The following is a 13,576-nucleotide window of genomic DNA, read 5'->3' on the forward strand; positions in this document are numbered from 1 at the left end:
CCGCCCGCACCCCGGCCGCCGCCGACCGGGCCGGCCCGGCCCGCCCGGTCAGAGCGGCCCGCCCGCGAGCAGGTCGTCGACCCGCGCCTCCCCGTCGCGGTACCGCCGGGTGATCTCGGCGCTGCAGCCGTCCGCGGTCCGCTGCAGCCGCTGCCGGCGCCCGGAGACCTCGCGCTCGTGCGCGCGCAGCCGCTCCAGCGCGGCCAGCAGCTCCTCGGCGGGGTGCGCGGCGAGGTCGGCCAGCTGGACGTCGCCCATCAGGGTGTCCGCCTCCACCTGGGACTGCTGGCCGCGCGGCGGCCCGAGCGTGACGTGCCGGGCGGAGAGCCGGACAGAGGACGGTGCGTCGGTGAGGATGGCCGGCAGCCGGTCCAGCAGCGCCGCCCCCGGTCCCTCCGCCCCGGCCGCCGCCAGCACCGCGCCACCGTCGGGGCGCCGGTCCAACTCGGCCCGCAGGATGTCCATCCGCCCGTGCAGCAGCCGCCGGAGGTAGGACAGGTCGGCCTCCTGCTCCAGGGTGTCCCGGCGCAGGGTCCGCAGCTGGTCCAGACCCAGCCGCCCCAGATCGGGCTCGCCTCCGCCGCCCGCCACCGCACAGGAGGGGCCCCCCGCCGGCTCCGGGATCCCGGGCGCCCGCCCGGACCGGTCCTGCGCCGCGCTGCTCGCGTCCATCAACCAACCACCTGCCGTTGTCCCGAATCCCGCCCGATCCCGCCCGCTCGCGGCACCCCGTCGCCTGCCGCGTTGTCCGGTCCGTCTCCGGCCTGCCGTCGCGCGTACCGCCTGGTGCACGCCCGGGCACCCCCTGAGGGTTCCCGCCCCGCACCGATGCCACCCGCCGGGGCGACACCGCCAGAACGCCTGACCTACCGGCTCGACCGCCCGGCCGACCCGGCCCCGGCGCAGCGGTCCGGCGGGTGCCTGGCCCCAGCGTGCCACCCCGCCCGGCGCCCGTGCACCGCCCGTGCACCCGAACGGCCCCCTGGCGAACGGGGGTGGCTGATATGACCAGGGCTTTCCGCAGCAAGAGCGGCGCCAGCGGCAGCGCAGGCGCACGCCACCCAGCGCTCGCCAAGCTTTCGCACGCCCCCGAGGGGGCCTCTCCGGCCTCGGGGGACAGCGGTCGGCGCCAAGGGAGCGACCCGGCCGGCCGGTCCCCGCGGGCCACGGGACCGCGAGGACGCCGCGGTCGGTGGTCAGCCCCGCACGTGCAGCCCGAACCCCGTGCGGCCCGCGGGCTCCAGACCCTCCTTCAGGTGCAGCGAGGGGATCTCGTAGTCACCGAAGTTCTGCCGCCGGAACGGGATCGGCTCGGTCGACTCCAGGGTGAGCAGGCGCTGCTCCCAGGCCTTGGCGACGAGGGCGTAGTCCTCGTCGGTCATCCGGTCGGTGCCGTGCAGCACGAACGGCGGCAGCGGCTCGATACCCGGGTAGTAGAGGATGCCGTGGTGGATCGGGAACAGCAGGTCGTCGATGGGGCCGTTGATCCCGCGAGCGGCGTAGTGCGACTCCGGACCGCCCACGGTCACCGACAGCAGGGCCCTGCGGCCCGCGAGGGTGCCTTCGCCGAAGCGGTCGCCGTACCTGGTGTCACTGTGCTCGCCGACGCCGTACGCGAAGCCGTAGCTGAAGACCCGGTCCACCCAGCCCTTGAGGATCGCGGGCATCGAGTACCACCACATCGGGAACTGGAAGATGATCGTGTCGGCCCACAGCAGCTTCTCCTGCTCGGCGCGGACGTCCGGGGTGAGCGTCCCGGCCTCGAAGGCCCGGCCCGAGTCCCGGGCGACCCGCAGCGGGCTCGATGCCTGGGGGCCGTAGTCCCCGGCGTCCACGACCGCCTTCCAGTTCATCGCGTACAGGTCGCTCACCCGCACCTCGTGCCCGGCGGCCTCCAGGGTGGACACCGCGAGGTCCTTCAGCGAGCTGTTGAGCGACTGCGGCTCCGGGTGGGCGTGGACGATCAGCGTCTTCATGGGGGACTCCTTCGGCTCGGTGCCTCCGATTCTGGGCACCGCGGCGCCCCGCGTTCAGGGGCGCCGCTTCCGTAGGACCGGACTTCCTGGTACTGGCAGGGCCACCTTCACGGGCCGTACCCGAGGCCATACTTGGGGGCATGGACGATCTCGCGGGTTTCCTGCGGACCCGGCGCTCCCGGGTCGACCCGGCCACCGTCGGCATCCCCGTCGACAGCCGCCGCCGGGTCGCCGGGCTGCGCCGCGAGGAGGTCGCGCACCTGTCCGGGGTCAGCGTCGACTACTACGTACGCCTGGAGCAGGGCCGCGCGACCCAGCCCTCCGAGCAGGTCCTCGACGTGCTCGCCCGCGTCCTCGGCCTCGACGAGACCGAGCGCGGGCACCTCCACCGGCTCGCCCGGCAGCGCCGCCGCCGCGCCAAGGCCCCGGGCGGGCGGGTCCGGCCGGAGCTGCTGCGGGTCCTCGGCCTGGTCCCCGACGCCCCCGCGCTGATCATGGACCACCGCCTGGACGTGCTCGCCGGGAACCGCCTCGCCGGACTCCTCTACGGCCGGCCGATCCCGGGCCTGAACATCGCCCGGCACCTCTTCCTGGAGGAGTCCGAGCTCGGCCTCTACGCGGACTGGGAGACGTGCACCCTCGACGTGGTCGGGCACCTGCGCCTGGCCGCCGGAAAGTACCCCGAGGACCCCCGGCTGGCCTCGCTCGTCGGCGAGCTGGCGATGGGCAGCGAGCGCTTCCGCCGCCTCTGGGCCCGCGCGGACGTGCGCGCCCGCGCCCACGGACGCAAGGCGTACCGGCACCCGCTGGTCGGACTGCTGGAACTCCACCAGGAGAACTTCGCGCTCCCGGACGAACCGGGCATGGAGCTGCTGGTGCTGTCCGCGGCCCCCGGCAGCCCCGCCGAGGACGGGCTGCGGCTGCTCGCGGGCCTGGGCGCGGACAGCGGCGACGCCCGGCCCGCGGTGGACGCCCGGGTCAGCGAGTAGGCCGGGTCAGCGAGTAGCCCGGCCGCGCTCCGCGACCGTCCGGGGGCCGTCCGGGGGCGGTACCCCGGCTCCGGCACAATGGCCGCATGCGAGCAGTGGTGCAGCGAGTGACCGAGGCCAGGGTGACGGTGGCCGGCGAGACCGTCGGCGCGATCGAGGGGCCCGGGCTCTGCGTCCTGGTCGGCGTGACCCACGAGGACACCCCCGCCAAGGCGGCCCAACTGGCCCGCAAGCTCTGGACGCTGCGGCTGCTGGAGGCCGACGCGAACGGGGTCGAGCAGTCCTGCTCCGACCTGGCCGCACCGCTGCTGGTGATCAGCCAGTTCACCCTCTACGGGGACGCCCGCAAGGGCCGGCGCCCGACCTGGAACGCGGCCGCGCCCGGCCCGGTCGCCGAGCCGCTGGTGGACGAGGTGGTCGCCCGGCTGCGGGAGCTCGGCGCCAAGGTGGAGACCGGCCGGTTCGGCGCCGACATGCAGGTGGCACTGGTGAACGACGGCCCGTTCACCGTCCTCGTCGAGGTCTGAGCCGTCCCGGGTCCGGATCTCAGCCGTCCCGGTCCGGGCCCGACGTACCCGTCGAGGTCCGAGCGGCGCTCCCACGGGGGCGGCCCTACTGCGGGACGATCACGTCCTGGGTCCCCGGCACCCGCCCGGCCAGCAGCACGGCGTCCACCGGGACGTTGCGCTTGACGATCGCCATCGCGATCGGCCCCAGCTCGTGGTGGCGCGCCGAGGAGGTCACGAAGCCCAGCGCCCGCCCGTCCGGGTCCGAGGCGAGCCGCACCTCCGTCCCGTGCGGGGGCAGCATCTCCTCGGTGCCGTCCAGGTGCAGGAAGACCAGCCGGCGCGGCGGCCGCCCCAGGTTGTGCACCCGGGCGACCGTCTCCTGCCCCCGGTAGCAGCCCTTCTGCAGGTGGACGGCGGTGCCCAGCCAGTCCACCTCGTGCGGGATGGTCCGGTGGTCGGTCTCGAAGCCCAGCCGCGGCCGGTGGCCCTCGATCCGCAGCGCCTCGTACGCCCAGACGCCGGCCGCCGGACCGTACCCCTTGGTCAGCGCCTCCAGCTCGGCGCGCGGCAGGAAGAGGTCCCGCCCGTACGACAGCTCGCGCACCGCCGCCGCGCCGTCCGCCGGGGCGGTGGAGCCGGCCGGCAGGTGGACCACCGCGTAGTCGGCGGTCGCGTCCGCGACCTCCACCCGGTAGAAGAACTTCATCCGCTCCAGGTACCCGACCAGCTCCGGCGCGGTCCCCGGCTCGACGTGCGCCCAGGTGGTGGTGCCGTCGTCGACCAGGTACAGGGCGTGCTCGACGTGCCCGTTCGCGGAGAGCACCAGCGCCTCGGTGGCCTGCTGCGCCGGAAGGGCGCTGACGTGCTGGGTGAGCAGGAGGTGCAGCCAGCTCAGCCGGTCCTCGCCGGTGACGGTGACCACGCCCCGGTGCGAGAGGTCCACGAAGCCCGTGCCCTGCGAGAGGCTCCGCTGCTCGCGGAAGATGTCACCGTAGTGGGCGGCCACGCCCTCGTCGGTTCCCTCGGCGGGGACGGCACCGGGCAGGGCAAGCAGCGGGCTCTTCATACCGGCCAGCTTACGACCGGTCCCCGGCGTGCTTGGCGGCGCAGTCGGCACAGCGGCCGAAGATGGCGAAATGCTTGAGGTCGGTGTCGAACCCGTGCTTCTCGCGCAGGCTGTCGATCAGCGGCTGGGCGATCTCGGTACTGGTCTCGGTGACCTTCTCGCAGTCCCGGCAGACCAGGTGCAGGTGGTGGTGGCGCCCGGCCAGGTGGTACGTCGGGGCGCCGTGCCCCAGGTGCGCGTGCGAGACCAGGCCCAGCTCCTCCAACAGCTCCAGGGTCCGGTAGACGGTGGAGATGTTGACGCCGCTGGCGGTCTGCCGGACGTGGCAGAGGATGTCGTCCGGGGTGGCGTGGTCGAGCACGTCGACGGCCTCCAGGACGAGCTGCCGCTGGGGCGTGAGGCGGTACCCGCGCTCGCGCAGGTCGGCCTTCCAGTCGCCGGAGAGCTGCCAGTCGGTGGTGCCGGTGTCCGCCACGGTGCTGTCCCTGCCAAGGTCGGGGGTCCTGAGGCAAGTGTAGGGACCGACCCGCGGCCGGTCCCTACCTCATGCGTGATGAGCCGTGCTCAGCGCAGGGCTGTGCTCAGCGGAAGGCTGTGCTCAGCGGAAAAACGCGATGCCGTCGTCCGGCAGGTCGTTGATGTCCTTGATCAGCTGGGCGGGGCTGAGCACCTTCTTGAGCTGCGCGGACATGTACGGGCGCAGCGGCACGTTCGGCGCGGACTTCTCGCCGACCCAGAGCAGCTCCTCGTTGACGAAACCGAAGAGGCGCTTGCCGCCCGAGTACTCCGGCGAACCCTCGATCCGGGCCACCGCGTCGGTGGAGACCTCGATCTGCGGCTTGCCGTCGGCCAGCTCGCCGTACCAGATCTCCACGGTGCCGTCGTCACGGACGGAGGAGATCTCGATCCCGCGCGCACCGCTGGTGCCGTGCTGGTTGCTGGTGATGCGCCAGAAGGCGTGCTCGTTCTCCAGCGGGCGGACCTTCTCGCCCTCGTTGTCCAGCACCCAGGTGCGGGAGCGGAACTCCAGGAAGGGCCGGCCGTCGTGCCGGATGACGATCTCCTGGCCGAAGTTGCACTTCTCCGTGCCGGGGAAGTCGTAAACGCCCGCGCCCTCCCAGGTACCGAGGAGGAAGGCGAGCGGGACGACGTCCTTGTGGAGGTCAGAAGGGATCTCGATCATGTTCCTGGTTGCTGTCGTCGGTGTGGGGCAGCTTCAACCGTACGGCAGCTGCTCAGCGCTGGCCCTGGTACAGCTTCATCACCGAGAAGATGGCGAACCAGGTGATCAGCACGGCCATGAGGGCCAGCAGACCGTCGAAGAAGATTTCCAGACCGGACACGGGGGGCTCCCAGGGCGGCGACAGTGTGGTGGATTTTGCTGTCGCTCACTCTATCCGCCGGGGGTCGACGGGTCTCGGTGAGCCCCACCACGTCGGGGTTTTCCCGGGATCCAGGGCTCTAGGGTTGGCGCCATGTCGAAGAAACTGGTCATCAAGGTCACTGCCGGAGCCGACGCGCCGGAGCGGTGCTCGCAGGCGTTCACGGTGGCGGCGGTCGCCGTCGCCAGCGGGGTCGAGGTCTCGCTCTGGCTGACCGGGGAGTCGTCCTGGTTCGCGCTGCCCGGGCGCGCCGCGGAGTTCGAGCTGCCGCACGCGGCGCCGCTGCCGGATCTGCTGGAGTCGATCCTGGCGGCCGGCACCGTCACCCTCTGCACCCAGTGCGCGGCGCGGCGCGGGATCGAACAGCAGGACACCGTCGAGGGTGTCCGCATCGCGGGCGCCCAGGTCTTCGTCAGCGAGATCATGGCGGACGGCGTGCAGGCGCTCGTCTACTGAGGCCGGCCGCCGTCGGGGCGGTCCCGGTCGTGGCCGGGCTCGTCCCACTTCGGGTCGTCCCAGCGCGGGTCGTTCCACCAGTCGTCCTCCGGGTCCCGCTTGTTGGCGAAGACCGCGGCGGCCGGGGGGATGACCATCGCGAACAGGCAGAGCCCGACGGCCGCCGGGACGGACCAGAACCGCACCACGCCCCAGGCGAGCACGAACAGGCCGATGCAGACGCCCATCATGGCGAAGTAGTAGCGATGCCGCCGGCGTGCCTGCACCTCTCCACGGTATGCCCGAGGGCCCCTGCGCGGCAGGGGCCCTCGGATGTGTCCACAGCGTGGATCAGACGGCGATCGCGACCTCGGTCAGGTTGCCCTGGGAGGCGACGACCTGGCGGTCCACGGTCTGGCCCGGGACGAGCGCGCGCAGCGTCCACTTGCCCGGACGGGCGAAGAACCGGAACTGTCCGGTCGCCGAGGTGGGCACCTCGGCCGTGAACTCGCCGCCCTCGTCGAGCAGACGGACATAGCCGTTGACCGGCTCTCCGTCGCGGGTCACGGAACCCTGGATGATCGTCTCGTTCGCCACGTCAACTCCTGCCAGGTCCGGGCCGCCGGCCTTCGCACCGCACATAGTGTGTCTTCCCTTCTGACTTACGGATCGAGCCGGTGGCTCAGTTGCCGAGCTCGATCGGCACGCCCACCAGGCTGCCGTACTCGGTCCACGAACCGTCGTAGTTCTTCACGTTCTCCTGGCCGAGCAGCTCGTGCAGCACGAACCAGGTGAGCGCGGAGCGCTCGCCGATGCGGCAGTACGCGATGGTGTCCTTCGCCAGGTCGATGCCCTCGGCCTCGTACAGGGCCTTGAGCTCGTCGTCGCTCTTGAAGGTGCCGTCGTCGTTGGCGTTCTTGGCCCACGGGATGTTGCGGGCGCTCGGCACGTGGCCGGGGCGCTGCGACTGCTCCTGCGGGAGGTGGGCCGGGGCGAGCAGCTTGCCGGAGAACTCGTCGGGCGAGCGGACGTCGACCAGGTTCAGGCTGCCGATGGCGGCGACCACGTCGTCGCGGAAGGCGCGGATCGAGGAGTCGACGGCCTGCGCCTTGTACTCGGTCGCGGTGCGGACCGGCACCTCGGCGACCAGGTCGCGGGAGTCCAGCTCCCACTTCTTGCGGCCGCCGTCCAGCAGGCGGACGTCGCCGTGGCCGTACAGCTTGAAGTACCAGTAGGCGTACGAGGCGAACCAGTTGTTGTTGCCGCCGTAGAGCACCACGATCTGGTCGTTGGCGATCCCCTTGGCGCTGAGCAGCGCCTCGAAGCCGGCCTGGTCGATGAAGTCGCGGCGGACCGGGTCCTGGAGGTCACTCTTCCAGTCGATCCGGACGGCGTTGCGGATGTGGTTCTTCTCGTAGGCGGAGGTGTCCTCGTCGACCTCGACGATGACGACCTTCGGGTCGTCCAGGTGGGCCTGGACCCAGTCGGCGTCGACCAGGACGTCGCTGCGGCTCATGGTGATGTTCTCCATCCGGGGGCGGTTTGCGGAAGGTGCTGCTGCTGGCTGCTCGGCCGGTGGCCGGTCCGAATCCCTGTCCGAATACTGGGACGGACAGGAGGAGCGCATGGTACCGAGCGATGGTCTGCGGTGTGCGATGGCGGCGACCGGCGTCAACTACCGGGCCAGGTCACCGGGAAAATCGGCGGCGGGAGTGAACTGCCCCGCAAAAACGCCGAGTTAGCGCATTCGACACAGACAGGCGGACACGCGGCACAGGTCTACCGCCCGCCGCTTCGTGAGGTCCGTCTGTCGCTTCATGCCGACGATGCTAGGGACACCGGGCACCTGCTGTCATTAGCGTATCGAATAGTGAGACCAGATAGCTCGAATACCGAGATTTGGCTCTTTTGCGGCCGCCCGGATTCAGCCGGCGGCCCGACGGGGGCCCGCGCGGCGCCGCCCCGGGCCGGAAACGACACCGCTCCGCGGACGGCGCTGGACAGCGCGTCTCGCGGAGCGGAACGGGAACGCGGGCCGCCGGATCAGCCGATCAGGGTGACGCCGTCGCCCTGGAAGGCCAGCTGGAGACCGTCCTCCTGCGGCGTCACGCCGGACAGCTGGAGCCCGGCCGGGAGCCGGTCCAGGGTGAAACTCACCGGCTCGATCTTCTGGTTGGCCAGGCCGGCCACCATCGCGGCCACCCCGGTGAGCTGGAAACCGTCCGCCGTGACGGTGTTGCCCTGGCTGTGCACCGACCCCTCGCCGACCGCGAGCGGGCCCAGCGACGCCTTGATCTTGCCCGGTCCGCCGTACGACAGGCTCAGCCGGGTGCCGGCGCCCACCGGGAGCCGGCCCGCGCCGGGCATCATCTGGGACGCCGGCGGCAGCAACTGGGCGAGGTCCGCGTACGAGATCAGGCCGCTGCCGCTGCCCTTGGCCACCTTGGCGCTCTTCATGCTGTCGCTCACCGCGACCCCGGACAGCTTCGCCCGGAAGGAGTGCAGCGCCACCTGGCGGCTGCCGTCGCCGACGGTCAGCCCGTCGGCGGAGATTCTCAGGTCGTCGACCTTCATCGAGACCAGGTCGGTGAGGAACGGGAAGTCGCCGATCGACACGTCCGGGCGCTGGCTCATCCGGCCGCTCTTCACCAGCTGGTCGGCGACCTCGTCCTCGGCCAGGCCCACGGCGATCCGGTCGGCCCCCACCAGGAGGCCGGAGAGCACCACCAACCCGATCGTCGCCTTCACCCAACCGCGCATCGCTCTCCCCCGTCGTCGCCCGTCGCCGTCGTGGACGCCCCGGCTCTGGTCCGGCCCGCCCGCGTACGGCCGCTGTCGCACGACCGTACGACGTCCCGCCCCGGAGCATGGTTCCGGGGCGGGAGGCCGGTGCGGCGTGCCGGGGTCAGCCGGCCAGCAGGCGGGTGGCGATCCAGATCAGCGGCGAGGCCACCGCCAGCGGCAGCGCGACGCCCGCCGTCATGTGCACGAACCGGGACGGGAAGTCGTACCCGGCCACCCGGCGGCCGACCAGCGCGCCGAGGCCCGCCAGCACGCCCAGCGCCGGCGGCGCGCCCACGGCCAGGCCGAGGACCACGGCCGCGACCAGGCCGAGCACCGGGCCCAGCTGCTTCGGCCCCGGCAGCGGCGCCGCGGCCAGGACGGTGGCCAGCGCGACCGCGCCGACCGCCGCCGGCACCCAGTCGGCCAGCAGCAGCGCGGTGCAGAGCACCGTCACCACCGAGGCGGAGCCGAGCACCGTGAGCGCGTAGAACCGCTCCTTCGGGTCCGAGGGGCGGAACGTCTGCAGCACCAGGACCAGCAGGAAGAACCCGCCGAGGGTGCCGACCACGGCCGCCGCACCGCCGTCGGAGTCGGCCAGCAGTACCGCCGCGTCCGCGGTCAGGCCGACCAGTGCGGCGAGGGCGATGCCCTGCCGGGCCGGCCACATGCCGTTCAGCCGGAACCAGCCGGCCGCGGTCAGCCCCTGGAGCAGCACGACCACCAGGGCCAGTGCCACCTGGCCGAGCGCCGCGCCGCCGGCCAGCAGCGCGGCCGCGCCCGCCGTGATCAGGGCGGGCTGCAGACCCGGGTCGATGATCGGCGAGCCGGTCCGGGCGGGCGGCGCCGCCGGGGCGGACTGCGCGGGCGAGGGCTGCACCGGAACGTGCGGTGCCGGAGCGTGTTGTGCCGGAGCGTGCGGTGCCGGGCCCGGGGCGCGGCGGCGGCCGGAGCCGGGCGGCACGGCGGGGGCACCCGGCGGGACCGGGAGCGTCGGGCGCTTGAGCGTCATGGTCGGCGGGTCGAAAACGGGCGCGGGGGCCGGAGCCGGCGCGGGGGCCGCGGCCGCCACCGGGGGGATCAGCGCCGTCGGGGCGTCGTCGGCGGCCGACGGCACCGGGGGGATCAGCGCGGTCGGCGCGTCACCCGCGGGCGGCCGCCCGTACGGCTCGTGGCCCTGGTGGCCGTAGGGGTCTCCGGCGGCCGGCGGCCGACCCGCCCCGGGGGCGTAGGGCTGCGCGCCGTACCCCTGCTGCGGGTACGACTGCGCCGGCGCGGGGGCCTGCTGCGGGGCGTACGGGTGCTGCGGCTGCGCCGGTCCCTGCTGCGGGTACTGCGGATGCTGAGGCTGCTGGGACTGCTGCTGCAGGTGCTGCTGGGGGTTCGGCCAGCCGCCCTGGCCCGCGCCCTGCGGGTCGGCCGGGGCCGGCCGGTGTCCGCCGAAACCGTCGTTCGCGTCACTCATGTCGGTCACGGCGCTCACCCTCCCGCGAACGGCGGGAGGACCTCGACCGTGCCGCCCTGGCTGAGGGCGACGGTCGTGTGGTCGCGGCCGCCGACGGGGGAGCCGTCCACCAGGTACGAGCAGTGCCCGAGCAACCGGACGAGCTTCGGCCGGTCGGCGTGCCGCTGCCTGGCCGCCGCCAGCGCCTCCGCCAGGGTCGCGGCCTCGTACGGCTCCTCGGCCAGTCCGGCCTCGGACTTGGCCGCCGCCCAGTAGCGGATCGTCCCGCTCACCCGCGCGGCGTCCGCCGGCTCGGTGGTCGCACCCATGGCAACCCCTTCTCCTCGTCGTCGCCCGGTCCCGGTACCCGGTCCGGGTCCACATCGGAGCCGCCACACAATCACTCGAAAGGTGTATGCGCACGGTGGCGCCGATGTGCGTCCCATGATGGCGGGTCGGCCGCCCCGACCGGCAACCGCCCTGGCCGGAGCGGTGCCGGCGCGCGGCCGGAGCTGTGGCCAGGCTCACCCGGTCGGCGCCCGGAATGGCCGATGCGCCGCATTCGAGCCCTCCCGGTGCGGGAGCAGGTCGGCTATCCTCGACGCCTAAGGGATCCGGGCAGAGTCGCCCCCGGGTCCTTTTGTGCTTTCAGGACGCCAGTACGGACGTCCTTGCGATTCGTCGGCCCACCCCCGGCGCGGAGCAGGGACCGCCCCGCCATTTCCCGGCACAACGGAGTGCCCGGACCAGGCGGGGTGTCGAAACCCGGCGCCGGGCCGCCGCCCGACGCGGGACAGACCGGAGGGTTCACGGGATGAGCAGGGCAGAAACGGTGCATCAGGGGTTGCGGGACCTCCGGCACGCCCCCGGTTCTGCCGTGCACGCCGGCGAATCCCCCGGTGCGGGCCTGGCGCCCACCGTCTTTCCCCCACCCTCGCCGCCCGCCGCCGCCCCTCCCGGGGCGCGCCGCGCGCGACACCTCCTCAAACGTGCGCCAGCCGGCTGTGGCGGCAGCCGTACAGCGACCGCGACGACCCGGAAAGGGGACTACCGGGTATGAGTTCTCTGCTCCTCCTCACCAACGCGCTGCAGCCCTCCGCTGAGGTGCTGCCGGCCCTCGGCCTGCTGCTGCACTCCGTCCGGGTGGCACCGGCCGAGGGTTCGGCCCTGGTCGACACCCCCAGCGCCGACGTCATCCTGGTCGACGGCCGGCGCGACCTGCCGCAGATCCGCAGCCTCTGCCAGCTGCTGCGCTCCACCGGCATCGGCAGCCCGCTGATCCTGGTGGTCACCGAGGGCGGCCTGGCCGCCGTCACCGCCGAGTGGGGCGTCGACGACGTCCTGCTGGACACCGCCGGCCCGGCCGAGGTCGAGGCCCGGCTGCGGCTGGCGCTGGGCCGGCTCCAGGTGGTCACCGACGACAGCCCGATGGAGATCCGCAACGGCGACCTCTCGGTCGACGAGGCCACCTACTCCGCCAAGATCAAGGGCCGGGTGCTCGACCTCACCTTCAAGGAGTTCGAGCTGCTCAAGTACCTCGCGCAGCACCCCGGCCGGGTCTTCACCCGGGCGCAGCTGCTCCAGGAGGTCTGGGGCTACGACTACTTCGGCGGCACCCGGACGGTGGACGTCCACGTCCGGCGCCTGCGGGCCAAGCTCGGCGTCGAGCACGAGCAGCTGATCGGCACCGTGCGCAACGTCGGCTACCGCTTCGTCGTCCCGGAGAAGCCGGACAAGGGCGAGCGGCCCGACCTCGGCCAGCGCTCCTCCGCGCCGGCCGCCCGCGAGGGGTGACCGGAGGCCGGGCGGGCGGGCCCCGCCCGGCTTATCCGCATTCGCCCGGCCGCTCCCCGTGCCCTACCGGGCGGTAGCCACGTCCCACTGCCCGGCCGAACGCCACACGCGTAGACTCCCCTCGTGGCCAAAGTGACGCGCGACGATGTAGCCCGGCTGGCTGGTACCTCGACCGCGGTCGTCAGCTACGTCATCAACAACGGGCCGCGCCCGGTCGCGCCCGCGACCAAGGAGAAGGTCCTCGCGGCGATCGAGCAGCTCGGCTACCGGCCGAACAGCGTCGCCCAGGCGATGGCCTCCCGCCGCACCAACCTGATCGGCATGGTCGTCCCCGACGCCCGCCAGCCGTTCTTCGCCGAGATGGCGCACGCCGTGGAACGAGCCGCCTCCGAGCGCGGCAAGCTCGTGCTGATCGGCAACTCCGACTACGTGGACGACCGCGAGGTGCACTACGTCCGCGCCTTCCTCGGCATGCGGGTCTCCGGCCTGATCCTGGTCAGCCAGGGCCCCTCGCAGCGGGCCGCCGAGGAGTTCGCCGCGATGGAGGGCGCCAAGGTGGTGCTGCTGCACCGCCGGCCCGAGGCGATCGACGACGTCGCGGTGGTCACCGACGACGTGGGCGGCGCCGAGGCGGTCGTGCGCCACCTGCTGGAGGTGCACGGGCACCCGTACGTGGCCTGCTTCGGCGGCCCGGTCGAGTCCCCCGCCCCCGGCGACCCGGTGATCGACCACGTCGAGGGCTGGCAGCGCGCCATGGACGCCCACGGCCTGCCCGCCGAGCCGCACCTGATCGACGCCCCGTTCCACCGCTACGGCGCCTACGAGGTCGCCCTCGGCCTGCTCGGCTCGGCGGACCGCCCGCCGGCGATCTTCTGCTCCACCGACGACCAGGCGATCGGCGTCCTGCGGGCCGCCCGCGAGCTCGGCCTGCGGGTCCCCGACGACCTCGCGGTGGCAGGCTTCGACGACGTGCCCGAGGCCGCGCTCGCCGACCCGCCGCTGACCACCGTCGCCTCCGACCGCGACGCGATGGCCCGGGCCGCCGTGGACCTGGTCCTGGACGACTCGCTGATGGTGCCGGGCTCGGACACCGAGCGGGTCCGGAAGTTCCCGTCCCGCCTGGTCATCCGCCGTTCCTGCGGCTGCTCCGGACCGCAGCCGGAGGCCGGCACCGAAGCGGAATAACCCACTCCGCCCCCG

At 73.3% G+C, this 13,576-nt stretch carries 17 protein-coding genes; 5 read left to right on the forward strand and 12 right to left on the reverse strand.

Annotation, left to right across the window (positions count from 1 at the left end; translation table 11 throughout):
- Nucleotides 1-48 precede the first annotated feature (48 nt).
- Both ACFVVX_RS07495 and ACFVVX_RS07500 read right to left on the reverse strand, forming a co-directional pair.
- Nucleotides 49-672, reverse strand: coding sequence for an ABC transporter substrate-binding protein (locus ACFVVX_RS07495; protein ID WP_387942429.1), 624 nt, complete (start codon nt 670-672; stop codon nt 49-51).
- A gap of 524 nt (nt 673-1,196) precedes the next feature.
- The gene (locus ACFVVX_RS07500) at nt 1,197-1,976 is read right to left on the reverse strand and encodes an NAD(P)H-dependent oxidoreductase (protein ID WP_387942431.1); all 780 of its coding nucleotides are present in this window, start codon (nt 1,974-1,976) and stop codon (nt 1,197-1,199) included.
- A 140-nt stretch (nt 1,977-2,116) separates the two neighbouring features.
- Here ACFVVX_RS07500 and ACFVVX_RS07505 point away from each other — a divergent pair, with 140 nt between their 5' ends.
- Together ACFVVX_RS07505 and dtd are read left to right on the forward strand one after the other, a co-directional pair.
- A complete protein-coding gene (locus tag ACFVVX_RS07505; RefSeq protein ID WP_387942433.1) occupies nt 2,117-2,965 on the forward strand; it encodes a helix-turn-helix transcriptional regulator in 849 nt (282 codons plus the stop codon).
- Nucleotides 2,966-3,051: 86 nt separating this feature from the next.
- The gene (gene dtd / locus ACFVVX_RS07510) at nt 3,052-3,492 is read left to right on the forward strand and encodes a D-aminoacyl-tRNA deacylase (protein WP_387942435.1); all 441 of its coding nucleotides are present in this window, start codon (nt 3,052-3,054) and stop codon (nt 3,490-3,492) included.
- Nucleotides 3,493-3,577: 85 nt separating this feature from the next.
- On the opposite strand, the gene ACFVVX_RS07515 is transcribed toward dtd, so the two are convergent.
- The 3 genes from ACFVVX_RS07515 to ACFVVX_RS07525 all read right to left on the reverse strand — a co-directional run bounded on the left by ACFVVX_RS07515 (nt 3,578) and on the right by ACFVVX_RS07525 (nt 5,723).
- Complete coding sequence (locus ACFVVX_RS07515) at nt 3,578-4,540, reverse strand: YgfZ/GcvT domain-containing protein (protein ID WP_387942437.1); 963 nt, start codon at nt 4,538-4,540, stop codon at nt 3,578-3,580.
- 10 nt (nt 4,541-4,550) lie between these two features.
- On the reverse strand, nt 4,551-5,015 hold the full coding sequence (locus ACFVVX_RS07520; protein WP_387942439.1) for a Fur family transcriptional regulator: 465 nt from the start codon (nt 5,013-5,015) through the stop codon (nt 4,551-4,553).
- Between the two features lie 123 nt (nt 5,016-5,138).
- Nucleotides 5,139-5,723: an FABP family protein gene (locus tag ACFVVX_RS07525; RefSeq protein ID WP_387942441.1), complete on the reverse strand. Its 585-nt coding sequence runs from the start codon at nt 5,721-5,723 to the stop codon at nt 5,139-5,141.
- Nucleotides 5,724-6,015: 292 nt separating this feature from the next.
- On the opposite strand from ACFVVX_RS07525, the gene ACFVVX_RS07530 reads away from it, so the two are divergent.
- A complete protein-coding gene (locus ACFVVX_RS07530) occupies nt 6,016-6,378 on the forward strand; it encodes a DsrE family protein (protein ID WP_387942443.1) in 363 nt (120 codons plus the stop codon).
- On the opposite strand, the gene ACFVVX_RS07535 is transcribed toward ACFVVX_RS07530, so the two are convergent.
- The 7 genes from ACFVVX_RS07535 to ACFVVX_RS07565 form a co-directional block, all read right to left on the reverse strand.
- Nucleotides 6,372-6,644 (reverse strand): DUF3099 domain-containing protein, encoded by a 273-nt coding sequence (locus tag ACFVVX_RS07535; RefSeq protein WP_387942445.1) that lies wholly within the window; start codon nt 6,642-6,644, stop codon nt 6,372-6,374. The two genes, ACFVVX_RS07530 and ACFVVX_RS07535, sit on opposite strands and share 7 nt — an antisense overlap.
- 64 nt (nt 6,645-6,708) lie before the next feature.
- Nucleotides 6,709-6,999, reverse strand: coding sequence for a DUF1416 domain-containing protein (locus ACFVVX_RS07540; RefSeq protein WP_093861460.1), 291 nt, complete (start codon nt 6,997-6,999; stop codon nt 6,709-6,711).
- 40 nt (nt 7,000-7,039) lie between these two features.
- On the reverse strand, nt 7,040-7,873 hold the full coding sequence (locus tag ACFVVX_RS07545; protein ID WP_387942447.1) for a sulfurtransferase: 834 nt from the start codon (nt 7,871-7,873) through the stop codon (nt 7,040-7,042).
- Nucleotides 7,874-8,095: 222 nt separating this feature from the next.
- Nucleotides 8,096-8,176: an Ms5788A family Cys-rich leader peptide gene (locus ACFVVX_RS07550; RefSeq protein ID WP_353652343.1), complete on the reverse strand. Its 81-nt coding sequence runs from the start codon at nt 8,174-8,176 to the stop codon at nt 8,096-8,098.
- Nucleotides 8,177-8,400: 224 nt separating this feature from the next.
- Nucleotides 8,401-9,117 carry a DUF2993 domain-containing protein gene (locus ACFVVX_RS07555; RefSeq protein ID WP_387942449.1) on the reverse strand — a complete coding sequence of 239 codons (717 nt, stop codon included), beginning with the start codon at nt 9,115-9,117 and terminating at the stop codon, nt 8,401-8,403.
- 145 nt (nt 9,118-9,262) lie between these two features.
- On the reverse strand, nt 9,263-10,612 hold the full coding sequence (locus tag ACFVVX_RS07560; RefSeq protein ID WP_387942451.1) for a hypothetical protein: 1,350 nt from the start codon (nt 10,610-10,612) through the stop codon (nt 9,263-9,265).
- A gap of 5 nt (nt 10,613-10,617) precedes the next feature.
- Nucleotides 10,618-10,911: a MoaD/ThiS family protein gene (locus ACFVVX_RS07565; RefSeq protein WP_387942453.1), complete on the reverse strand. Its 294-nt coding sequence runs from the start codon at nt 10,909-10,911 to the stop codon at nt 10,618-10,620.
- Nucleotides 10,912-11,638: 727 nt separating this feature from the next.
- Here ACFVVX_RS07565 and ACFVVX_RS07570 point away from each other — a divergent pair.
- Both ACFVVX_RS07570 and ACFVVX_RS07575 read left to right on the forward strand, forming a co-directional pair.
- Nucleotides 11,639-12,376 carry a response regulator transcription factor gene (locus ACFVVX_RS07570; protein ID WP_387942455.1) on the forward strand — a complete coding sequence of 246 codons (738 nt, stop codon included), beginning with the start codon at nt 11,639-11,641 and terminating at the stop codon, nt 12,374-12,376.
- Between the two features lie 123 nt (nt 12,377-12,499).
- Nucleotides 12,500-13,561, forward strand: coding sequence for a LacI family DNA-binding transcriptional regulator (locus ACFVVX_RS07575; RefSeq protein ID WP_387942457.1), 1,062 nt, complete (start codon nt 12,500-12,502; stop codon nt 13,559-13,561).
- Nucleotides 13,562-13,576: the final 15 nt, after the last annotated feature.

This window comes from Kitasatospora sp. NPDC058170 (genome assembly GCF_042883905.1).
Classification (GTDB): Bacteria; Actinomycetota; Actinomycetes; order Streptomycetales; family Streptomycetaceae; genus Kitasatospora.